Origin of the sequence: Arthrobacter sp. CAN_A1, from assembly GCF_015751665.1 — a bacterium.
In the GTDB taxonomy this organism is placed as follows: domain Bacteria; phylum Actinomycetota; class Actinomycetes; order Actinomycetales; family Micrococcaceae; genus Arthrobacter_D.
This window is the reverse complement of sequence record NZ_JADOUR010000001.1, coordinates 494,113-515,745: the sequence shown is the minus strand read 5'-3', so window position 1 is coordinate 515,745 and position 21,633 is coordinate 494,113. Positions and strand designations below refer to the sequence as shown.

The following is a 21,633-nucleotide window of genomic DNA, read 5'->3' as shown; positions in this document are numbered from 1 at the left end:
TTCTTTCCTCGCAAACTCTAAGTAAGCTTAGGGTTCCCGTGGGAATGCCACAGGACCCCTACAGAGAAGGAAATCGTCGTGCTCATCAAAAAACTCCTGTGGACCCTGGTTCCTGTCATTGCCTCCAAACTGTTGAGCCAGCGCCGGGGCAACAACACGAACACCCGCGCCGACAAGACCCGTTACAAGAACCAGGGTCGTTAGCCCACCTGCAATGACTGACCCCAATGACCCAGCCGACCGTCGGGACGGCTACGTCGATCTGCGCTCCTACGCCGCCATCGGTGATGGCAGGACTGTGGCGCTGATCGCCCACGACGGGTCCATCGACTGGTACCCCACGCCGGACCTCGACTCTGCCCCGCCGTTCGCCCGGTTGCTGGACGCCGACGACGGCGGTGCGCTGGAATTGTGTCCGGCAGAGCCGTTCACTTCCCACCGGGCCTACGTCGAGGGCACCAACGTCCTCTCCACTACGTACACCACCGGATCGGGGACCGTGCGAGTCACCGATTCGCTGAACACAGGCGTGGCGGGCCGGCTCCCCTGGGGTGAGCTGGCCCGACGGATCGAGGGCCTCACCGGGAACGTCCCCATGCGCTGGGCCATCCGGCCGGGTAACTGTTTCCAAACCGCTTCCCCCTGGGTGCAGTCCACCGATCACGGCGCGGTCCTCAGGGTCAACGGCACCGCTCTGGGCGTCCGCGGCATCAACGAGGGCGACCTGTCGATCGAGGGCCAGTCGATTTCCGGGCTGCTCACCACCGGGCCCGGATCGCGACACCTGGTGGCCGTCGTCTCCACCCATGACGAACCCCTGCCGCTCCCGGACCCCCACACGGTGGATGCCGGCATTGACCGGACCATCACCAACTGGCAGACCTGGTCCCGGGAATTCAGCTATGACGGGCCCTACGCCGCCGAGGTCCTGCGCAGCGCCCTCGCCCTGAAGCTGCTGATCCACAGCCCCTCCGGATCCGTCGCTGCCGCCGCCACCACGTCGCTGCCAGAGAGCAGGGCAGGCGGAAAGAACTGGGACTACCGGTACGCCTGGCTGCGGGACACCGCCTACACCCTGCACGCGTTAATCCGCGCCGGTCTGCGGGAGGAAGTACATGCAGCGGTGTCCTGGATGCTCAAAAACCTTCGTACCCAGGGCGACGACCTGCAGGTGTTCACCCGGCTCAATGGCGACACCCCGGAGGGAACCCGCACTCCTGACCTTCCCGGCTGGCGGGGCATCGGCCCCGTGGTGGATGGGAACCCTGCGGCGGGTCAGCTCCAGCTCGGCGTGTTCGGCGACCTCTTCGACATTGTGCGGCTCTACGTCGAAGCCGGCCACGTTCTGGATCCCACCACATCCCGCCAACTCGCCGACCTTGCCGATCTGGCGTGTGACACCTGGCAGCAGCGCGACGCCGGTATCTGGGAACTCCCCGAAGAACGCCACTACACCACGTCAAAACTGGGGTGCTGGCACGCCCTCGACAGTGCTGTGAAACTGTCCGAAGCAGGCCAGCTGCAACGCCCCGCCGAGCGCTGGCGGGCCGAACGTGACCGGATCCGCGACTGGGTGGAGGAAAACTGCTGGTCTGCCGACCGCCAAAGCTACGTCTGGTACCCGGGTAGCGAGGAGCTGGACGCCTCGATCCTGCTGCACGCGATCACCGGCTACGAGCGCGGCCCGCGGATGTCCTCAACCATCGATGCCCTGCGCACCGAGCTGGGTTCCGGACCACTCCTTTACCGGTACAGCGGGATGCAGCATGAGGAATCCACCTTCGTCGCCTGCGCCTACTGGATGGTGGCGGCGCTGGCCCACGTGGGGCGCAAAGACGAGGCGCACTCGCAGATGGACGCGTTGTTGCCCCTCGCGAACGACGTCGGCCTGCTGTCCGAAATGATCGACGGGGATGACCGGCACGAGTTCATGGGCAACCTGCCGCAAGGGTTGAGCCATCTTGCCCTCATCACCGCTGCACTATCCCTGTCAGACGACGCGTAACCTCCGGTCGGTCACAGCTGGTGATGGGTGAACCGGCCGCCCAGCAGGGTAGCCATCACGGGAATATCGGCGATCTCGCCAGTCGGAACCTCCAACGGGGAAGCATCGAGGACCACGCAATCGGCGAGCATCCCGACAGCGAGCCGGCCCTTCACCGAACCAAACCCGGTGGCCTCGGCGGAGCCCACCGTATAGATGCCCAGGGCCTCCCCGGCGCTGAGCCGTTCCATGCCAGTCCCAAAGACGCGACCGCTGGATGTCAGCCGATCGACATACGCCTGGATGGAGCGCAGCGCCGTCCCATCGGCGCAGGGCCGGTCCGAACTGCCCGCCAGCGACACACCGGCGTCGAGAAACGACTTGGCCCGGTAGGTGAACGCCGCTCGTTGCGCCCCCAAGGAATGAGCCATCGCGTCGCCGATGGGACGGAAGAAGGAGGCCTGGGGTGCCACCGCGATGCCCAGCGCGGCGAGCGCCGCCAACTGGTCCGGCCGCATCACCGCCGCGTGCTCAATCCGGTGCGGGATCCTTCCCTGCTGGGACTGCTGGGCCTGGAACTGGGTGAAGGTGTCGATCGCCAGATCGATCGCGGCGTCACCGATAGCGTGCGCGGCTATTGACCAGCCGGCCCGGTGCGCGTCGGCCATCTGCTGCTGCAGGAACTCCGGTTCCTGCAGCAGGTACCCCTTGTTCGCGGTTCCGGTGCTGTACGGCTCGGTCTGGGCCGCCGTTTCGCTGGACAGCGCGCCGTCGAGGAAGATCTTCGCCGGCCCCAGGGACAGCAGATGATCACCGAATCCGCTGTACATCCCCAGCCCCAGGCCGCCACCCCGGCCGTCTTCTCCAGGTGGCCGCACCGTCTCGATGGCAGGCATGAGCTGGGCCCGTGCGTGCAGCTTCCCTGCAGCCCGGGCGTCCTGGAAGGCGCCCAGCTCGTCCGGTGCGTGACCAATCCAGCCGCCGCCAATACCGGCGTCGCTGAAACTGGTGATCCCCTCCCGGGCATACTGGGCTGTCGCGCGTTCGATGGCGTGGACCAGGGCGTCACGCGGGTAAGGGCGCAGCAGGTCCAGGACCAGCGCTTGAGCTGTCTCCTGCAGCAGACCGGTCGGCTCCCCCGCCCCATCCCTGACGACCCGCCCGCCTATCGGGTCGGGGAACCCTGCCCGCAGCGCCCCGGCACGGCGCAACGCCTCGGTATTGGCGATCCCGCCGTGTCCTGACGTCCGCCTGATGAAGAGTGGCCGACCGGCGGAGACCCGGTCCAGGGCGGCCCGGTCGGGGAACTGTCCCCCAAACCGGTGATGGTCGAAGCCGCTGGCGACCAGCCAGCCGTCGTCGTCACCTGGCTCCGGCATTGATTGGGCTGCCGTGTGGAGCGCGGCGTAGACCCGGTCCAAATCGGTGAGGTGGGATAGATCCACCTCGCCCAGGGTGAGTCCAAACCACGCGGTGTGGCAATGGGCGTCGTTGAAACCAGGGACCAGCACCCGGTGGTGCAGGTCGATGACGTCCTTGGCGGCGAGGCCCGCGAGGTCGTCGTCGAGGCCAACAATCATCCCATTGAGGATGCCGAGGCTGCCCGCTGTGGGACGAGCCGGGTCCATGGTGATGATGCGGGCGTTGGTGAGGATGAGATCCAGCTGCATGGTTTGCTCCCGGGCGACAGAAAAGTTCAGTAGGTCCTAGACGGTGGCGAAGTGCACCCACACGCCGATGACCCATACGCTGCCCGCAAGCAACGCCAAGCCTAGCTCCACGAGGATACCGATGCCGGTCGCCTTCAACGCTGCCCCACTGGAGGACAGGGCCGGCTTGAATTCCCGCTGCCGTGCAAATTCGCTGGCGAACAAGCCCGCTGCGAATCCCACGAACAACCCGACCACGGGAATCAGGAACATCCCCACCACCCCGGCCACCAGGCCCACCACTACCGACCGGCCGGGAATCTGCCGCTGCTGCAGTTTCCGTCCGGTCAGCACGGCGCCGGCAAGCAGCCCGGCAACAGCCAGCGCGGCCCCGACGCCAAAGGTTACCCACCCCGCGGTGCTGGAGACGACCAGGGCCCACATCAGAAGTGACCCGACAATGAGGATGCTGCCCGGGAGGATTGGCACAATGACTCCGGCGACGCCCACCACAATCAGCAGGCCGCTCAGCACGGTCATCAGGATCTGAAATTCCATAGGGAAAGTCTCTCACCGCTCTGCCGGTGCTCCAGCCACGGTTGTTACCACCCCACGGCAACACTAAGGTTGCTGATAAAGCCTAAAGGCACCAAAATCAGGAGGCACCATGAGCACGCCAGGAACAGGGAACGACCCATCCGACTACGATTCGCCACGCGATTTCACCCCCAAGCATGCTGACGGCACACCGGAGCGGCGTACTTCGGCCGCCGCCGACGACGGCGACGCCACCCAGGCGCACACCCACGTCGATCCCCGGCGCACTGCCACCGACGACGACGCCACCCAGGCGCACACCCACGTCGACCCCCGGCGCACTGCCACCGACGACGACGCCACCCAGGCGCATAACTATGCTGATTCGCAGCCCACCGAGGTGCATCGCACCACCGATGGTGACCCGACCCGCCAGCGCCGGGCCGAGACCGACGGCACCGCCGGTGCGGTAGCGGCAGGGGCGGGAGCCGGCGCGGCTGCCTCGCCATCCACCCGGACGCAGCCCGTCACTGCTCAGCCCGTCAGCCACACAGCTGACCCCGACGACGCCCGGTACCGCGACGATCACGATGACCGTCCCGCCCTCCCGACATCGGCCGAGCGCACTGCACTCCTGCAGCATGAAAAGGACACCTTCGGCGGGATGAAGTTTGGGTCGGCGTTCTTCGGCTGGCTCACCGCCACCGGCATGGCAGTGCTGTTGACAGCGCTGGTTGCCGCGGCGGGGGCCGTCTTTGGACTCTCCACCAATACCGACCTCAACGATGCAGCCGATCAGGTGGCGGCCGATCCGCAGACCGTCGGCATCACCGGGGCCATTGTCCTGCTGGTGATCCTGCTTCTCTCCTACTTCGCCGGCGGCTATGTCGCGGGTCGGATGGCGCGCTTCAACGGCGCAAAGCAGGGTGTCGCCGTCTGGCTGTGGGCACTGATCATCGCCGTGCTGGTAGCGGTACTCGGGTTAGTCTTCGGCAGGCAGTTCGACATTCTGGCGAATCTCAACAGCTTCCCCCGCATCCCCCTGAATGAAGGCAATCTGACCACCGCCGGCATCGTCGCCGTCATCGTGGCCCTCGTGGCAGCGCTCGGCGGTGCTGTTCTGGGCGGCCTGACCGGCATGCGGTACCACCGCCGCATCGACAAGGCCGACTACGACAACACCCCCACCCGCTAACCTCCGGACTTCACAACACTGTGCCCCGCCGGTTTGTTAACCAGCGGGGCACAGTTGTGTGATCCTTTGCCCAGGGGAAGCCACCACTTTGCACCCGCTCGCCGATGCGTCGAGGATGTAACCATGGACAGCCCCGCACCACGCTTCGCGCGCGACAGGCCCTTCGGGCTGCTGCTGGTGATCACCGGGCTGGTGGGCTGGCTGGCCTCCGGCCAGTTGGTCCTTGAACGGCTCGCCGTCTACGCGGATCCGGACTATGTCACCAGCTGCGACGTCAATGCCTTTGTCTCCTGCGGTGAGGTTTTCAAAACGTGGCAGGCCAGTCTCCTGGGGTTTCCCAATCCGCTCCTTGGCATTGTCGCGTTCAGCGTGATCATCACTACCGGAGCCATGCTCCTCGGCGGAGCCCAGGTGGCGCGCTGGTACTGGCTATCGCTACAGGTCGGGGTGAGCCTCGGCATGGTCTTCACCGTCTGGCTGTGGAGCCAGGCGCTGTTCGCCATCGGCATCCTCTGCACCTACTGCATAGTGGTCTGGGCGGCGATGATCGTGCTCACCATCTTCCTCACCTCACGCAATATGCTCCGCGGCGCGCTGCCAGCGGGGCCGCGTGCCCGGGCCCTTCTCGGCAGCTGGACGGGCACGACGGCGGCGCTCTTGCTGGTCGCGGCGGCGGCGAGCGTGTTCTTCAGGTTTATTGGCGTGTTTGTGGGCTGACCGCCCGACCCTTGGGCCGGGCGGGTAACGCCTAGGGCGAAGGCTTCCCACCGTTGACGTTCAGGGTTTCGCCCACCACATAGCTCGACTCGGACGATGCCAGGAAAACATACGCAGGGGCCAGTTCAGTGGGCTGGCCAGCACGGCCCAGTGGCGTGTCCTTGCCGAACTCGGGAAGCTTATCCTTCGGCTGCCCATCCGAAACCTGCAGCGGAGTCCAAATCGGCCCCGGAGCGACCGCATTGACCCGGATCCCCTTGGGTGCGAGCTGCTCGGCAAGGCCCTTGGTGAAGTTGTTGATGGCGGCCTTGGTGCTCGCGTAGTCCAGCAACGTAGATGACGGGCTGTAGGCCTGGATCGAGGTCGAGTTCACGATGCTTGAACCAGGCTTCAGGTGCTTCAGCGCCTCCCGGGTAATCCAGAAGAACGAGTAGATGTTGGTCTTGAAGGTTTCGTCCAGTTGCTCGTCAGTAAGATCCTCAAGGCGCTCGACGGCAATCTGCTTGCCGGCGTTGTTGACCAGGATGTCCAGGCCATCCAACTGCTCGGCGGCCTCATTGACCAGGGACCGGCAGAACGCTGCATCTGTCAGGTCGCCGGGAAGCTTGACCGCTTTCTGGCCGCACTCCTCGATGATGCGAGCCACCTCCACCGCATCCGGCTCCTCCTCGGGGAGATAGGACAGGGCGACGTCGGCGCCCTCCCTCGCAAACGCGATGGCGACGGCGGCGCCGATGCCGGAGTCGGCTCCCGTGATGAGGGCTTTGCGGCCCTTGAGCCTGCCGGTTCCCCGGTAGGACGTTTCCCCGCGGTCGGTCTGCGGCTCCAGATCGCGGTCCAGCCCGGGTTCGGGCTGATCCTGCTTCGGTGGAGAGATGCTAGGAAAACGCGTGACGGGATTCTGGAAGGTGTACTGGTCAGAGGTCTTGTCAGTCATATGATCCTCACTTGCCGAGCGTGCGTGCGATACGGTCTGTGCAAGCCAACGGGACGGTGAATCAGCGACCACCGCCAAAGCTAAGCCTACTGACTATCTTAGGCGGCTGGCCCTGCCGGGACAAGGCACACCCTGAGGTTAGATCCCGGAGCGGAGGCTCCCACACCCCAACCGGCCCGGCGGCTAGAGGATCTGGGCGAAGAAACCGGCACCAATGCTTGCCACCATGGCAATGATCAGAAGCCAGACGATGGGCACACGGTATTTGTTGATGAAGCGCATAATGCCCCAGTCTAGGCGAGCGGCGCAGGACCCTGCCGACGGGGAAATAATTCCTGCAGTCCTGGCGCTGGACCGGATATGAACAAACTAGTTGCAGTCTCGGGATCCACCGGGGCGGTCGGCGGCGCCGTTGCCCGCAGTCTTTCGGCCGCCGGACTCACCCTTCGCCTGCCGGTCCGGAACCTTGGCCGGGCACCGGTGCTGGCCGGGGCGACGGCGGCTCAGTGCAGCTACGCGGATCGTGCTGCGGCCGCTGCGGCCCTACACGGCGTCGACACCCTCTTCATGGTGTCAGCGAGCGAGGCTGCGGACCGCGTGAGCCAGCACCTAACCTTCGTCGATGCCGCGCGGGATGCCGGTGTCCGGCACATCGTGTACACCTCATTCTCGGGGGCGGCAGCGGATGCCACCTTCACCCTTGGCCGCGACCACTGGGCCACCGAAGAGCACATGCGACGCTCCGGGATGGAGTACACGTTCCTCCGCGACAACCTGTACCTCGACATCCTGCCGTTCCTGGCCGACGACGGCGGTGCCATCCGCGGTCCCGCCGCGGACGGCCGGGTGGCCGGAGTGGCTAGGGCCGACGTAGCACGGGTGGCCGACGTCGTCCTCCAGGATCCAGCAGCACATGCGGGCCGGACGTATGAGCTGACCGGGCCGGAGGCGTTGACCCTCGAGGAGGCCGCGGCGATCATCACCGCCGAAACGGGCAGGACCATCAGCTATGAACCCGAGACGGTCGAGGAAGCCTACGCCTCCCGGCAACACTTCGGCGTGCCCGGCTGGCAGCTCGACGCCTGGGTCAGCACCTATACCGCGATCGCGGCCGGGGAGGTTGCCCGGACAACGACGACGGTTCAGGACCTCACCGGACGGCGGGCGATGAGCCTTGCCGAGGTTCTTCGAGACGCCAGCTAGGCTCGGGACATGCGTAGAGACTTCAGCAGGGACGACACATCGGCGCAGGATTTTTACCGGCTCCTGACCGCGACTGTGGTGCCCCGGCCCATCGCCTGGGTGTCATCCCGGTCAGCAGCGGGGGCCGACAACCTCGCCCCGCACTCGTTCTTTACCGTCGCGTCGGTGCACCCGCCGATCATCGCCTTCACGTCAGTGGGCCGGAAAGATACGCTGCGGAACATTGAAGAAACCGGCGAGTTTGTGGTGAATTTTGCACCGGAGCAGCTGTTCGAACAGATCAACGCCACCGGCACCAATTTCGCCCGGGAGGTCAGTGAGTTCGACGCCGCTGGCCTCACCCGCGAGCCGAGCCGTACCGTCGCGGTGCCACGCGTCTTTGAGTCGCCGGTAGCACTGGAGTGCACGCTGCATCTGGTGCAGCCGGTCGGTGATTGCTTTGTCGTCTTCGGCGAGGTGACTCACGCAGCATTGGCTGAGGAAGTCCTGGACGGCACCCATCCGCTGATGGAACGCCTCAAACCCCTGTCACGGCTGGGCCGCGACGAATGGGGCACCACGGGAGCGGTGCAGCGCATCAAACGCATCCCCGTCGATGAATGGCCAGGGCACTTCCGCGGCTAAACGGGTCCCGCGGAAGCGCCCTGACCAGGCTGATGGCTGGGTTATCCAATTCCCAGCTGGACAAAGAGGAACCACACCGCAACCGGCACGATCCCGATCATCGCGATTGCCCAGAGCAGCAGGGCCCTGAAGAACATGCGCTCGTCCTTGGGCTGTGCGCTGGCCATCAGGAGCGCGCCACTGGTGGACATGGGGCTCACGTCCACCACCGAGGAGCTGATCGAAATGGCCGCCTTCGGTGAACGTCACGGCGACGTGGGATCCATCGCCGTGCCAGCGTTCCGGCACACCGGCGATCTCGCAGCAGCGCTCAAGCTGGGTTTCCCTACCCAGCGAATCGGAGTCGACGACGTCGAACGACTGGGGCCCGTAGTCAAGGCCGCAGCCGACCGGGCCAGCCATGCCCTGGGCCAGCCATGCCCTGGGCCAGCCCAGTCCCTAGCTCCCCCAGCTCCTCGCAATCCCTGCAAAGTAAAGCGTGCTTGACACCCGCCGGCGTGTCAAGCACACTTGTCTACATGACAAGCCTGCTTGACCTCTTGGGTCACCGATGAGAAACGAACTCAGTGCACTCCGGCGAACCACCGGCATCTCCCAGCGCGAGCTCGCCGAACTCCTGAATGTGTCGCGGCAGACGATTAATTCCATCGAGACCGGTCGTTATGACCCCTCTCTACCTTTGGCCATTGCCATTGCCCGCCATTTCCGCAGCACCGTAGAGGAGATTTTCCATGTCGACTAGGACGTACACCCCACAACAGAAGGCCATGGCATTCGGCGGCGTGATGATCGGACTGGCCCTCCTCATCACCACCGGACTGTTGCTCCAGCAATACGGGCCGGGAAATATGGGTTTCGGTCTCCTGGCCGGCGGTGCCCTCGGTATTGTCGCGGCACTGATCGGACTGTGGCGGATCACCCGGACACCAGCGCACACCACCACCTTCGAACGGGCCTGGACCCAGACCGGTGATGAGAGGGACAACGCCGTCCTCACCAGATCGCTGGCAGTCCTCGGACTCCTATCGTTCCCGCTGACCGCCCTCGCGGCGATAGCCGTGGGCTTTGGGGTCGCCGTGGAGATGGTCCTGGCCTTACTGCTGCTCGCGCAGGTTTTGGGAGGAGCCGTCGCGTTCGCCGCGATCAACCGCAGGAACTGAGGCAACCCGCGAAACCAGCCCAGGCTACCTATGCCACGTGGCGCATATTTACAGGCTGCATACATGTAGCTCACATAAGCTGCGGGTATCCGCGGGTTTAGCATCCCTTCGTCTGCTGGGGGCAGAAACCAACGCAGGGACACTCCTTGAGTACTACAACTACCGGCCGTAGCGTGCGCGTTTCGAAGCCGAACGACATAGTCGCCTCCTACTCGACGCTGCTGAAGCAGGTACGCAAAGAAGGGCTGCTGAACCGCCGCCGCCGCTTCTACGTCTCCGTCTTCGCTGTCCTGGCGCTGGCCATGGGTGCGGCCTGGACCGGGTTCGCCCTCCTCGGAGACACCTGGTTCCAGCTGCTCATCGCTGCGGTGCTCGGCATCGTCTTCACCCAGATTGCGTTCCTCGCCCACGAGGCGTCCCACCGGCAGATCTTCAAAACCCGCAGCGCCAACGACTGGTCCGGGCGCATCCTCGCCGCCGGCGTCGTCGGCATCAGCTACCAGTGGTGGATGAACAAACACACCCGCCACCACAACGATCCCAACGTGGTGGGTAAAGACCCCGACATTGAGATCGATACCATCTCCTTCATCGAGGAAGACGCAGCGAAAGCCAAGGGGTTCCACGCCTGGATCACCCGCCGCCAAGGCTACCTCTTCTTCCCCCTCCTCACCTTCGAGGGCCTGAACCTGCACGCCAAGTCCATCGGCACCCTGTTCCGCCCGGGCGCCGTCCAGGGACGCTGGGTGGAACTCGCGCTCCTCGCGATGCGGTTCGGCGCCTACCTCGGCGTGCTGTTCTGGTTCCTGCCCGTCGGGATGGCGTTTGCCTTCGTCGGCGTCCAGATGGCCGTATTTGGCATCTACATGGGCGCGTCCTTCGCCCCCAACCACAAGGGCATGCCGATCATCCCGAAGAACAGCAAGCTCGACTTCTTTCAGAAGCAGGTCCTGACCTCGCGGAATATCAAGGGCGGATCCTTTGTCAACAACGCATTCGGCGGCCTGAACTTCCAGATCGAACACCACCTGTTCCCCGACATGCCGCGCCCACACCTACGCCAGGCCGCACTGATCGTCCGCGAGCACTGTGAACGCCTCAAGGTCCCCTACACCGAAGTCGGCGTCGCCGCGTCCTACGGTGCCGTGGTCTCCTACCTCAACCGGGTGGGACTAGCAGCCCGCGACCCCTTCGACTGCCCCATGGTCAACAAATACCGGCACCAGTAGTCCTGGCACGAAGAAACTGCCCTGCAGGTCAGACCCGCCGCGTTCTCGCAGCAAACCTGACCCGCAGGGCAGTTTTCGTGTGTCGGGATGCCGGGTTAGGCGTTCCACAGTCCGTAGGAGTCGGCCAGCGAGGAGATCTTCTGTGCGCGGGCCAGCCGGGGCAGGTAGGAGCCGTCTCCCACCACTGCTCCTGCGGCGTGCGCACTCAGCAGTTCGTGGGCCCACACAATCTCGGAGGCACTCGGTGAGAGGCCTCTGTTGATCGTGTCGGTGGCGTCCGGCAGGAGGCACAACTTCCCGGTCATTCCCATCGAGGCGGTCACTTTGCAGGCTTCCAGCAGGGTGTCTCCCAGCGCGCCGACCGTCGGTCCGTCGATGGGGCCGGGGAGCTGCCCCACCCGGGACGCCACCACCAGCTTGGAGCGTGCGTAGGCTAGCGCCATGGGCTCGTCGGAGGCTCCCGTGTCCCGGCGGAAGTCACCGACGCCGAACGCCAACCGGAAGGTGCCGGGCGCGCTGGCGATGGCGGTGGCATTCTCAATGCCTAGCGCCGACTCGACGAGGGCGAGCACCGGAGTGCCGGCCTGAAGCCGCATCGCGGTGTGGGTGACCTGCTCGGGCTTCTCGGTCATGGCCAGCATGACGCCGCGCAGCCCGGGGGCCTTGGAGAGTGCCGCCAGGTCATCAGCCCAGAAGTCGGTTTCGATACCGTTGACCCTGACCCACGCGGTCATGCCGGTAGAGAGCGCCTCGACCACCCGCTCGCGCGCCTCCGCCTTGCCATCGGCCGGCACCGCATCCTCCATGTCGAACACCACCGAGTCCGCCTCCGAGGTGAGGGCGGGGGCGAAGTTGGCCTCGGATGCCGCCGAGGCGAGGAGCCAGGAGCGGGAAAGCTTGGCGGGGAGCGCAGCAGCGCGGCTGTTTCGTAGGGAAGCCATACCAGAACACTACTGAACCGTTGGAGCCATAATCCACCGCAGCACCGTAGGCGTCGGAAACACTACGAACAAAAACCCTGGTGAACGCGGCGGGTCCTCACCCGGAACCTGATTGCCCTACCTCGTCTGCACCAGCCCCAGGTGGGCGGCGATATCCCGCCCTAGCTGTTGGAGCAGAGGCCCTGCGTTGGCAATGCACTGCTCGACGTTGGGTTCCAAATCCGTCAACGCGAACGTGCGTTCGAATCCCGCGGCGACCAACTGCTCAGGGGTCAGGACTGTCCTGCCGCATACTGCAATAGCCCTGACCCGCGCGGCGGCGGCAGCATTCGCCACGCCCAGCGGAGTCTTGCCGCCGAGGCTCTGTTCATCAAGGCTTCCTTCGCCGGTGATCACCAGGTCGGCGTCGCGGAGCTTTCCGGCCAATCCGGTCAACTCCAGCACGACGTCGATGCCCGGCCGCCGGCGCGCGTTCAGGACGGCGAGCGCCGCAAAGCCCACGCCTCCTGCCGCGCCAGCACCCGGCGCGGTGACCACCTCATCGACTGCGGGGCCCGCTGCCCCGAGAATTGTGACGAACCGGGTGAGGGCCGCATCGAGTTCCTCGACATCGGCAGCTGTGGCGCCCTTCTGCGGGCCGAACACCGCTGCCGCACCGGTGGCACCCAGGAGCGGATTGTCGACGTCGGACGCCAGGGTGATGCTGGCCGTGACCAGGCGCGGGTCCAGGTTGGTCAGATCGATCCGGGCGAGGGACGCGAGGGCGGCGCCGCCGGGTGGGAGGTCGGCGTCGTCGTCGTCGAACAGCTTGGCCCCCAACCCTGCCAGCACGCCCGCCCCGCCATCGGTGCTGGCACTGCCGCCCACCCCGAGGATGATGTCGGTACAGCCGCGATCGAGGGCGAAGCGGATCAGATCGCCCGTGCCGCGACTGGTGGCGCCGCGGGCGTTGAGAGTACCGCCGGGCAGCACTGCGAGGCCGGAAGCGAGCGCCATCTCGATGACCGCCTGGGTGCCGCGGATCGCGATGGGCGCCTCCAGAAGTTCTCCAGTTGGCCCAGTCACCGTGGTGATGTGGAGGGAGAAGCCGGCGGCGACGGCGGCGTCGAGGGTCCCCTCACCGCCGTCGGCGGCTGGCACCTGGTCGATTGTCAGGACGGTCTCGGGGCCCACTGCCGAGCGAAGTCCGGCGGCTACGGCGTCGGCGACCTCTGGGGCGGACAGCGACCCCTTGAACTTGTCCGGTGCAATCACGATGCGCATACGGCCATTACATCACTGGTGGTCCGGCGAACCCTGCTACGTCGAGTCATGCGGTGCTCCTGTCAAGGCTGGGTACGAGGACTGAACAAGAGAGGAAGGCGGCCCGGTCTGATCTTGGAGTCGGGCACTGGAGCTAGAGAAGCCTTCATCACCGCCACCAGCACATTAATAAAGAGGCACTCGTTGCCAGCAATGGACGGAGTCCCCCAGTACGGGGTACTTAACGGAGACGACGTCCACGCCCTGAAGGGGGGTCTCACCGAGGCGACCCAGGGGTACGCATCACCTCCCGGGCGGAGGTCACCCTCCTCAACCCGTGTACGCCGTCGAACATTGTCTGCGCTGGCGGCAACTATCGCAGCAAACTCTGGCGGCCTAGCCAGTTGTCGGCCCGCCAAAACTCACCTCTGGGCGGGGTGGATGCGGCAGGCGCTAGAGCGTGGGGACTGGGCCGTCGTCGGCACGTCGGTCTCCGACGTCGGCGAGCGCCTCACGCTCATTGATCACGTTAATCTTTGACGCTTGCGGTGGTGACCCAGGTGAATGCCTCTGCGGAGGGGGTCTTGTACTCCAGGCCGATCGTTCCCTGGTAGCCGAGGGCGCGGCTGCGCTCCATCCAGTCGGTCAACGGGAGGTCTCCGCTACCGGGTGCGCCGCGGCCGGGGGCATCGGCGATCTGGATATGCCCGAAGTCCTGGGCATGGGCCTCGATGACCGAGCCGACGTCGTCACCGTTCACTGACAGGTGGTAGAAATCGGCAAGAAGTTTGATGTTGGCGGCGCCCCGGGACTGTACTTCCGCGATGACATCCAGGGCGTCCTGCGCGGTCTTCAAGGGGTACCGGTCGGCCCCACTGACCGGCTCCAGGAGGACGGTTCCGCCGATCGCGGCGACAGCGTTGGCGGCAAGGACGAGGTTGTCGATGGCCAGAGCGTCTTGTTCCTCGGCGCTCACCCCCTCGACCCGGTTGCCGTAGAGGGCATTAAAGTGTTTGCAGCCCGTCCGCTTCCCGACGCCAACGACCACCGGCAGGTTGGCGCGGAAGTCCTCACTGCGGCTCGGCCACGACACTAGGCCGCGATCCCCACCGGGCATGTCTCCGGCGTTGAAATTCAGACCGGTCAGCTGGACTCCTGCTTCGGAAATGGCATCCTCGAACCTCTGGATTTCTGTCGAAGAGGGCGTCGAGGTGGGGAACGGCCACCAAAACTCCACGGCATCGAATCCGGCACTTTTCGCAGCGGCCGGCCGTTCCAGCAGTGGCAATTCAGTGAGGAGGATTGAACAGTTCACTGTGTACGTCATGGGTGATCCTGACTTGGCTCATAATTTCGTAATGTGGAAATATGCTTCTGTCTGATGGAGTCGTAGGCTGGTTGGGATTGGTCCGTCAACAGATTTGTCACAGAACCTGCCCTCGGAGCCAGGATTCGTTCCCTGAGTTCAGCTTCCCTAAAGAGATCGGCCCATTCGATCCGCAAAAAGGTCCAGCGCAGCTCGACCAGCGCCTTCTCGCGCCGTCGCTCTTCAAAGAGCACAGTATAAGTGGGCTCATAGTTGAAATATTTGACGTTGCCGTCAAACTCGAGCGCGGCCTTCAACTCCCGCCACGCAAAGTCCAGCCGATAATCGCCCAGACGACTGGGAACACGTACCTGCTATTCAGGCAGTGGTATCCGTAAGGATCGAAGCGTGTCCGAGGCAAGAGTCTCACCGGGCGATGCCGACAGGTGGCTCGTATTCGCCACCACCCGGCGGGCGTGTGGACAACTCCAGTGAACCGGCACGGGGAACAAAGCTATGAGTGCATGCGTTTGCATGTATATACTGGCGTTCCGTGCTGGTTTAACCGAGGAGGAACTTGTGACCGCACAAACCGAAGGGCTCCACCACGTCACCGCAATCGCAGGTGACCCCCAAAAGAATATTGACTTCTACATCAAGGGACTGGGTCTGCGCCTGGTCAAGAAGACGGTCAATTTCGACGACCCCGGCACCTATCACCTTTACTACGGCGACGAAGCAGGAAATCCCGGCTCCCTCCTGACCTTCTTCCCCTGGCAAGGCATCCGTAGTGGACGGATCGGGAGCGGCCAGTCCACCACCACCGCGTTCTCCGTCCCCCAGGGAAGTCTCGGCTGGTGGCAGGACCACTTCAAGGCCATCGGGGTTGACTCGACCATCGCCCGCGCCTCGTCCGAGGAAGAGCGCCTGTCGCTGCGCGATCCCGACGGCCTGCAGATCGACCTCGTGGCGTCGTCGCTCTCCGACCCCCGAAACCCGTGGGATTCCGCCTCGGTCCCGGCCGAATACGCAGTCCGCGGCCAGCACTCGTCGGTACTTACCGTCGAAGACCCCGCCGCCAGCCTCGAAACATTCACCCGCGACCTCGGCATGAACATCCTCAGCGAAACTGACGGCAGATACCGGCTGAGCACTCACGCAGGCGAGCCGGGAACCGTCGTCGACATCGTCACCGACCAACGTGGCGAGCGCGGCCTCGTAGCCGGCGGAACCGTGCACCACATCGCCTTTCGGGTGCCGGACCAAGCTACCCAAGAGCTCTGGCGCCAGGAGTTGGCGGAACGCGGTTACGCCGTCACGGCCATCCTGGATCGCCAGTACTTCACGTCGATCTACTTCAGGGAGCCCGGTGGGACCCTGCTCGAAATCGCCACTGACACTCCCGGGTTCGATATCGACGAGCCGCTCCTCGAACTGGGCCGCTCACTGAAGCTGCCACCATGGCTCGAACCCAACCGGGAAGCCATCTCGCACGCGGTCGCCAAGATCAACGTGCCCGTCGAGAACAACCCGTCCATCGCCACCTTCCTCAGCTAGGAGCCCGGATGACCACCGATCACCACTGGCCGCATCTCTACGAGTCGGGAGCGCAGGACACCCCTGTGCTGCTCCTGCTCCACGGCACGGGCGGAACCGAACACGACCTCCTTCCCCTGGCCCAGCGGCTCGCGCCCGACGCCGGCTACCTTTCCCCTCGGGGCCCGGTGCAGGAACACGGGATGAACCGTTGGTTCCGCCGGTTTGGTGAGGGCCAGTTCGACGTCGACGACGTCGTCCGCCGCGCGGGTGAGGTCGCCGACTTCATCGGCTGGGCCCGGGAGCATTACGGGCTGGGCGATCGAAAGGTCATTGCCGTGGGGTTCTCCAACGGAGCGAATATCGGCTTGGCTACTGTCCTCCTGCATCCCCGGGTGCTGACCGACGTCGTCGCCTTCTCCGGGATGTACCCGCTGGGTGACCGGACGGTCGACGTCGATCTGTCGGGCAGCGCCGTCGCACTCTTCAACGGCGAGTCTGACGCCATGGCACCACTGGACAGCGTCACGCGGCTCAAGACTTTTCTGGACAGCGCGGGATCCGAGGTCAGTCAGTCTGTCCGGGAGGGTGGACACGGCGTGCACCCCGCCGAGGTGGACGGCGCGGAGGCCTGGATCGGCTCCCGTGCGGCCGCGATCACTCCCTAGCGTCCCACCCACCAACGGATTGAGTCGACACTTATAGCGGGTTTCCGGTCGGAAACCCGCTATAAGTGTCGACTCAATCACTGCTTAAGCGTGCTGTCGGATAGATCCTTTTGTGGCGGGCCGGGCGCCAGGAGGAGCAGACCGATCAGGGGGAAGAGCAGGACGGAAAGCATGCCCGCCCCCACCAGTGCGGGGACTGGCTGGGGGAACTTATTTGCTCCGTGCCAGACTAAGAGCGCACACCGTCGAAGGGGTACATTTCATGTCGCAGGATCAACAGCCGCCAGCCGGTTCACCCGACGCCCAGGTGGAAATGCGGAGCTGGCCGCGAGGCACCTCAGCGCTCCGCTACGGCGGCGACTACAACCCCGAACAATGGCCTCGAGAAATCTGGCTTGAGGATATTGCACTGATGCGTGAGGCCGGGATCAACCTGGTCAGCATCGGAATTTTCTCCTGGGCGTTGCTGGAACCCCGCGAGGGCGAGTTCGACTTCTCCTTCCTGGACGACATCCTGAGCCTGCTTGCCGATGCCGGGATCGACGTCGACTTGGGCACCCCGACCGCTGCGCCGCCGGCCTGGTTCTGGAAGAAGTATCCGCAGGCTCGCGTGATAACCCGCGACGGGGTGACCCTGGGGCGCGGGTCCCGTGGGATGGGTAGCCCGAGCTCGCCTGAATATCGTGCCTGCGCTGCCAGGATCACCACCGAGTTGGCCCGACGATACGCCTCCCACCCGGCGGTCCGCATGTGGCATGTGCACAACGAGTACGGCGCACCCGTCAGCGATTGCTACTCGGAACAGTCAGTTGCCGCATTCAGGACCTGGTTGCGCGCCAAGTACGCCACCCTCGACTTAGTCAACGAAGCGTGGGGCACCACCTTTTGGGGGCAACGCTACGGCGCCTGGGACGAAATTGACGCACCAAAGACGTCAGCGTCGGTGGTGAATCCATCCCAGCGACTGGACTTCCAACGTTTCACCTCCGACGCGCTGCTGGAGTGCTACGTCCTGGAGCGGGACATCATCCGGTCCTTCAGCCCTGACACCCCCATCACTACCAACTTCATGGCAACCAATTGCCCGTCGGTGGACTACTGGAAGTGGGCCAGGGAAGTGGACGTGGTGGCCAATGACCACTACCTCGCCGCCGAGCGCCTGGATAACCACATCATGCTCGCGATGGATGCTGACTTCACCCGTTCCCTCGCCGGATCACGCCCATGGATGTTGATGGAACACTCCACGTCCGCGGTGAACTGGCAGCCCCGCAACATCGCCAAACGGCCGGGGGAGATGGCCCGGAACAGCCTCAGCCACGTGGCCCGCGGTGCGGACGCCGTCATGTTCTTCCAGTTCAGGGCATCACGCTTCGGAGCTGAGAAGTTCCATTCGGCCATGCTGCCCCACGACGGCACCTCATCACGGATCTGGCGGGAAGTGGGCCAGCTGGGAGCTTCCCTCGGATCCTTATCAGCCGTCCGCTCGACGCGGGTCGACGCGCGGGTGGGCATCGTGTGGGACATCGAATCCTTTTGGGCCCAGGACCTGGAGTGGCGCCCCTCGGAGGACCTGGACCATCGCGAGCGCATCGAAGCGTTCTACACCGTGCTGTGGAATCTGGGAATTACCGTCGATTTCGTACACCCTGAACACCACCTCGACGGCTACGACGTCGTGCTCATGCCCGCCAGCTACTCGATCTCCGATCACGCACGGGACAACCTTGAGAGCTACGTGTCCCGGGGCGGGAAGCTCGTGGTGTCCTACTTCTCGGGAATAGTCGACGAGCGCGACAGTGTTCCCGCCGGTGGCTACCCCGGGCAGTTGCGCAGGATCCTGGGCCTGACCGTCACCGAATGGCTACCGCTTCGCGCATCGGAGTCAATCATCCTGGACAACGGCGCTACCGCCGACGTTTGGGCCGAGGACATTGTGCTGGACGGCGCCGCCGTCGAAGCCCGATATGCCACCGGCCCCGCGGTGGGCAAACCTGCCCTCACCCGTCACGAGTATGGGAAGGGCGCGGCCTGGTATGTGTCCACTCGACTGGATTCCCACGGGCTGGCGTCCTACCTCACTGGCATCCTCGAAACCGCCAGGATCAGGCCCCACTTCACCCTTCCCGACGGCGTCGAAACCGTTACCCGGGTATCGGACACCGAGCAGTTCATCTTTGTCATCAACCACACCGACGAAGCCACGACCGTCCCGTCCGCCGGGCATGATCTCCTCTCCGGAAATGAAACCGTCGCTGGCAGCGCCTTGCCCCCGGGGGCAGTCTGCGTCATCCGGCAACCACGGGCCACCTGACCGCCCCCTGGACCCCTCGATTAGAGGGCGAGCTTGAACCCTTCATGCGACGCCGTGAACCCGAGCCGATCGTAGAATCGGTGGGCGTCGGTGCGGGACTTGTCCGTGGTGAGCTGCATCAGCGAACAGCCCCGGCGCTTAGACTCGTCGATCGCCCACGTGATCAGTGCTGACCCCAAGCCACCAGATCGATGATTGACGGCAACACGGACTGCCTCGATCTGCGCGCGTAGGGAGCCCCGACGAGCTAGTCCGGGCAGGAACGTGAGTTGCAGCGTCCCGACGACGGCGTCGTCGACGCTCACCGCTACCAGCAGCAGATGGGCGGGGTCGGAGTCTATCGCGGCGAAGGCCCTGAGGTAGGGCTGCAGGGACTCGCCGTCGTTGACCCCATCACGGGACGAGCCCAGTGGGTCGTCAGCCAGCAGCGCGACTATCGCCGGAACGTCGTCAGCATCCGCCCGCCGTAGGGTCACAGTTGACCCGTCATTAAGAACGAGCGCTCCAAGTACTGGCATAGCCCCAACGTACACGGGCCGGTCCGCGGCCCCCTACCCCCGGATTGAGTCAACAGGGAGGGGGGCCCTTGTCAGCACCGCACCCCCGACATAGCATCCAGAGATGGATGCCGTTGAATACACTCCGCGCCGGGATCAGCTTGTCTATACCTTCGGGGGCGCCGCGCCGGTCATGACAGTGCAGCCGGGCACAGTTATGAAGCTATGGTCCGAGGACGCCTTCAACCATGCCCTGACCAGCGTCGATGATCTTTCCAGCGAGAAGGTTGACCTCCGGTTCGTCAACCCGCAGACCGGCCCCTTCTATGTGGCGGGGGCGGAGCCCGGTGACACCCTGGCGATCCACATCGTTGACCTCACCCCGGCCCGGTCGTGGGGCGCGTCGGCCACCATCCCCTTTTTCGGCGGTCTCACCAGCACCGACCGGACAGCATTCCTGCAGGAACCGCTACCAGACACCACCTGGATCTACCATGTGGATACGGCGCGGCAAACCGTAGGATTCCAGGCCCGGCACAGTGGCTTTGAGCTGGCACTGCCCCTTGAACCAATGCTGGGCACCATCGGGGTCGCCCCGCCAGGCGGTGAGGTGAGATCCTCCCTGGTCCCCGAGCGGTTTGGCGGCAACATGGACTCCCCCGAAGTGAAAGCGGGGACCACCGTCTATCTGGGGGTCAATGTCGAGGGTGCCTTGTTTTCGATTGGGGACGGCCACTACCGGCAAGGTGAGGGCGAAGCGTGCGGCACAGCCGTCGAAGGTGCCATGAACTCCACGATTATTGTTGAACTGATCAAAGGTGGTGCGCCGGCCTGGCCAAGACTGGAAAGTGATACTCACTGGATGACAGTCGGGTCTTCCCGTCCGATGGAGGATTCCTGGCGGATCGGGCAGGTCGAAATGGTCCGCTGGTTCGAGGGCCTGTTTGGCCTGCATCAGATGGACGCGTACCAACTCCTCACCCAGACCGCATTGGCGCCGATCGCCAACGCCGTGGATGCCAACTACAGCGTGGTCATCAAGGCAGCCAAAGAGCTGTTCCCCCGAGTCCATGCCTTTGACGGAATACATGATGAGCTGCGGCGCCGCAGCCAGAAACTTTAGGAGAAACCATGGACCTACAACTCAGCGGCCTCACTGTCCTGGTCACCGGTGGCACCAAGGGCATCGGCCGCGCCATCGTTGAGACCTTCGCTGCTGAGGGCGCGAATGTGGGCTTCTGCGCACGGAACGACGCGGAGATCGACGCCACTGAGACAGCCCTAGCGGGCAGCGCCGGCCGCGTGTCCGGGACCACCATGGACATGGGGGACGCCGACGCCGTCGCCCGCTGGGTTGCTGATGCGGCGTCGATGTTCGGCGGAATCGACATCGTGGTGAGCAACGTCAGTGCGCTCGCCATTCCGGACACGGACGAGTCCTGGGAAGCTTCTCTCAGGGTGGACCTGATGGGAACGGTCCGGCTGGTCAAAGCGGCGCTGCCACACCTTGAGCAGAGCAACGCAGCGTCGATCATCGCCATATCGAGCGTTTCCGGCCGCGAGGTGGACTTCGCGTCCGGCCCCTACGGCACCGTGAAATCCGCCCTCATCGCCTACATGGCGGGCCTGGCATTCCAACTAGCGGAGAAGGGCATCCGGGCCAATACGGTCTCCCCCGGCAACACCTTCCACGAGGGCGGCGTGTGGCAAAGTATTGAACAGGGGAATCCTGAGCTGTACAACATGGCTATGGGCCTGAACCCGACGCACCGGATGGGCACGCCGCAGGAGGTCGCCGACACAGTGGTGTTCGTGGCTAGCCCCCGATCCAGCCGGACCACCGGAGCCAATATCCTGGTGGATGGCGGCCTGTCCCGGGGAATCCAGTTCTGAC

23 protein-coding genes are annotated in these 21,633 nt (G+C 64.7%); 15 read left to right on the top strand and 8 right to left on the bottom strand.

Annotation, left to right across the window (positions count from 1 at the left end):
- The first annotated feature begins 78 nt into the window (after positions 1-78).
- Together IWX62_RS16185 and IWX62_RS02580 are read left to right on the top strand one after the other, a co-directional pair.
- Positions 79-204 carry a hypothetical protein gene (locus IWX62_RS16185; protein WP_333483152.1) on the top strand — a complete coding sequence of 42 codons (126 nt, stop codon included), beginning with the start codon at positions 79-81 and terminating at the stop codon, positions 202-204.
- 10 nt (positions 205-214) lie between these two features.
- Positions 215-2,005 carry a glycoside hydrolase family 15 protein gene (locus tag IWX62_RS02580; RefSeq protein WP_196839770.1) on the top strand — a complete coding sequence of 597 codons (1,791 nt, stop codon included), beginning with the start codon at positions 215-217 and terminating at the stop codon, positions 2,003-2,005.
- A gap of 11 nt (positions 2,006-2,016) precedes the next feature.
- Here the strand turns inward: IWX62_RS02580 and IWX62_RS02575 are convergent, their stop codons facing one another.
- Complete coding sequence (locus IWX62_RS02575) at positions 2,017-3,654, bottom strand: amidohydrolase (RefSeq protein WP_196839769.1); 1,638 nt, start codon at positions 3,652-3,654, stop codon at positions 2,017-2,019.
- A gap of 36 nt (positions 3,655-3,690) precedes the next feature.
- Complete coding sequence (locus IWX62_RS02570; RefSeq protein ID WP_196839768.1) at positions 3,691-4,191, bottom strand: DUF456 domain-containing protein; 501 nt, start codon at positions 4,189-4,191, stop codon at positions 3,691-3,693.
- Positions 4,192-4,300: 109 nt separating this feature from the next.
- Here IWX62_RS02570 and IWX62_RS02565 point away from each other — a divergent pair, with 109 nt between their 5' ends.
- Positions 4,301-5,365 (top strand): TIGR04086 family membrane protein, encoded by a 1,065-nt coding sequence (locus IWX62_RS02565; RefSeq protein WP_196839767.1) that lies wholly within the window; start codon positions 4,301-4,303, stop codon positions 5,363-5,365.
- A gap of 123 nt (positions 5,366-5,488) precedes the next feature.
- On the top strand, positions 5,489-6,082 hold the full coding sequence (locus IWX62_RS02560; protein WP_196839766.1) for a vitamin K epoxide reductase family protein: 594 nt from the start codon (positions 5,489-5,491) through the stop codon (positions 6,080-6,082).
- Positions 6,083-6,113: 31 nt separating this feature from the next.
- Here IWX62_RS02560 and IWX62_RS02555 read toward each other — a convergent pair whose 3' ends face one another.
- Positions 6,114-7,019 (bottom strand): SDR family oxidoreductase, encoded by a 906-nt coding sequence (locus IWX62_RS02555; protein WP_333483151.1) that lies wholly within the window; start codon positions 7,017-7,019, stop codon positions 6,114-6,116.
- Positions 7,020-7,379: 360 nt separating this feature from the next.
- Between IWX62_RS02555 and IWX62_RS02550 the strand changes: the two genes are divergently transcribed.
- Both IWX62_RS02550 and IWX62_RS02545 read left to right on the top strand, forming a co-directional pair.
- Positions 7,380-8,222 carry an SDR family oxidoreductase gene (locus IWX62_RS02550; protein ID WP_196839765.1) on the top strand — a complete coding sequence of 281 codons (843 nt, stop codon included), beginning with the start codon at positions 7,380-7,382 and terminating at the stop codon, positions 8,220-8,222.
- A 9-nt stretch (positions 8,223-8,231) separates the two neighbouring features.
- Positions 8,232-8,846, top strand: coding sequence for a flavin reductase family protein (locus IWX62_RS02545; RefSeq protein WP_196839764.1), 615 nt, complete (start codon positions 8,232-8,234; stop codon positions 8,844-8,846).
- Between the two features lie 41 nt (positions 8,847-8,887).
- Here IWX62_RS02545 and IWX62_RS02540 read toward each other — a convergent pair whose 3' ends face one another.
- Positions 8,888-9,037 (bottom strand): hypothetical protein, encoded by a 150-nt coding sequence (locus IWX62_RS02540; protein ID WP_196839869.1) that lies wholly within the window; start codon positions 9,035-9,037, stop codon positions 8,888-8,890.
- Here IWX62_RS02540 and IWX62_RS02535 point away from each other — a divergent pair.
- The 4 genes from IWX62_RS02535 (at position 9,030) to IWX62_RS02520 (ending at position 11,235) form a co-directional block, all read left to right on the top strand.
- A complete protein-coding gene (locus tag IWX62_RS02535; protein ID WP_442859225.1) occupies positions 9,030-9,332 on the top strand; it encodes a hypothetical protein in 303 nt (100 codons plus the stop codon). The genes IWX62_RS02540 and IWX62_RS02535 overlap by 8 nt on opposite strands.
- A gap of 64 nt (positions 9,333-9,396) precedes the next feature.
- Complete coding sequence (locus IWX62_RS02530; protein WP_196839762.1) at positions 9,397-9,588, top strand: helix-turn-helix transcriptional regulator; 192 nt, start codon at positions 9,397-9,399, stop codon at positions 9,586-9,588.
- Positions 9,578-10,006, top strand: coding sequence for a hypothetical protein (locus tag IWX62_RS02525; protein ID WP_196839761.1), 429 nt, complete (start codon positions 9,578-9,580; stop codon positions 10,004-10,006). Before IWX62_RS02530 ends, IWX62_RS02525 begins: the two co-directional genes overlap by 11 nt.
- Positions 10,007-10,152: 146 nt before the next feature.
- Positions 10,153-11,235 (top strand): fatty acid desaturase family protein, encoded by a 1,083-nt coding sequence (locus IWX62_RS02520; RefSeq protein ID WP_333483150.1) that lies wholly within the window; start codon positions 10,153-10,155, stop codon positions 11,233-11,235.
- 95 nt (positions 11,236-11,330) lie between these two features.
- On the opposite strand, the gene IWX62_RS02515 is transcribed toward IWX62_RS02520, so the two are convergent.
- The 3 genes from IWX62_RS02515 to IWX62_RS02505 all read right to left on the bottom strand — a co-directional run bounded on the left by IWX62_RS02515 (position 11,331) and on the right by IWX62_RS02505 (position 14,745).
- A complete protein-coding gene (locus tag IWX62_RS02515) occupies positions 11,331-12,176 on the bottom strand; it encodes an HpcH/HpaI aldolase/citrate lyase family protein (protein ID WP_196839760.1) in 846 nt (281 codons plus the stop codon).
- A gap of 117 nt (positions 12,177-12,293) precedes the next feature.
- Positions 12,294-13,439 carry a glycerate kinase gene (locus IWX62_RS02510; RefSeq protein ID WP_196839759.1) on the bottom strand — a complete coding sequence of 382 codons (1,146 nt, stop codon included), beginning with the start codon at positions 13,437-13,439 and terminating at the stop codon, positions 12,294-12,296.
- Positions 13,440-13,947: 508 nt separating this feature from the next.
- A complete protein-coding gene (locus IWX62_RS02505) occupies positions 13,948-14,745 on the bottom strand; it encodes a hydroxypyruvate isomerase family protein (protein ID WP_196839758.1) in 798 nt (265 codons plus the stop codon).
- A gap of 558 nt (positions 14,746-15,303) precedes the next feature.
- On the opposite strand from IWX62_RS02505, the gene IWX62_RS02500 reads away from it, so the two are divergent.
- The 3 genes from IWX62_RS02500 to IWX62_RS02490 all read left to right on the top strand — a co-directional run bounded on the left by IWX62_RS02500 (position 15,304) and on the right by IWX62_RS02490 (position 19,242).
- Positions 15,304-16,281, top strand: coding sequence for a ring-cleaving dioxygenase (locus tag IWX62_RS02500; RefSeq protein ID WP_196839757.1), 978 nt, complete (start codon positions 15,304-15,306; stop codon positions 16,279-16,281).
- A gap of 8 nt (positions 16,282-16,289) precedes the next feature.
- On the top strand, positions 16,290-16,928 hold the full coding sequence (locus IWX62_RS02495; protein ID WP_196839756.1) for an alpha/beta hydrolase: 639 nt from the start codon (positions 16,290-16,292) through the stop codon (positions 16,926-16,928).
- Positions 16,929-17,190: 262 nt separating this feature from the next.
- Complete coding sequence (locus IWX62_RS02490; protein ID WP_442859224.1) at positions 17,191-19,242, top strand: beta-galactosidase; 2,052 nt, start codon at positions 17,191-17,193, stop codon at positions 19,240-19,242.
- A 20-nt stretch (positions 19,243-19,262) separates the two neighbouring features.
- On the opposite strand, the gene IWX62_RS02485 is transcribed toward IWX62_RS02490, so the two are convergent.
- Positions 19,263-19,760 carry a GNAT family N-acetyltransferase gene (locus tag IWX62_RS02485; RefSeq protein WP_196839755.1) on the bottom strand — a complete coding sequence of 166 codons (498 nt, stop codon included), beginning with the start codon at positions 19,758-19,760 and terminating at the stop codon, positions 19,263-19,265.
- 103 nt (positions 19,761-19,863) lie between these two features.
- Here IWX62_RS02485 and IWX62_RS02480 point away from each other — a divergent pair, with 103 nt between their 5' ends.
- On the top strand, positions 19,864-20,862 hold the full coding sequence (locus tag IWX62_RS02480; RefSeq protein WP_196839754.1) for an acetamidase/formamidase family protein: 999 nt from the start codon (positions 19,864-19,866) through the stop codon (positions 20,860-20,862).
- An 8-nt stretch (positions 20,863-20,870) separates the two neighbouring features.
- On the top strand, positions 20,871-21,632 hold the full coding sequence (locus IWX62_RS02475; RefSeq protein WP_196839753.1) for an SDR family NAD(P)-dependent oxidoreductase: 762 nt from the start codon (positions 20,871-20,873) through the stop codon (positions 21,630-21,632).
- The last annotated feature ends 1 nt before the right edge of the window (position 21,633 follow it).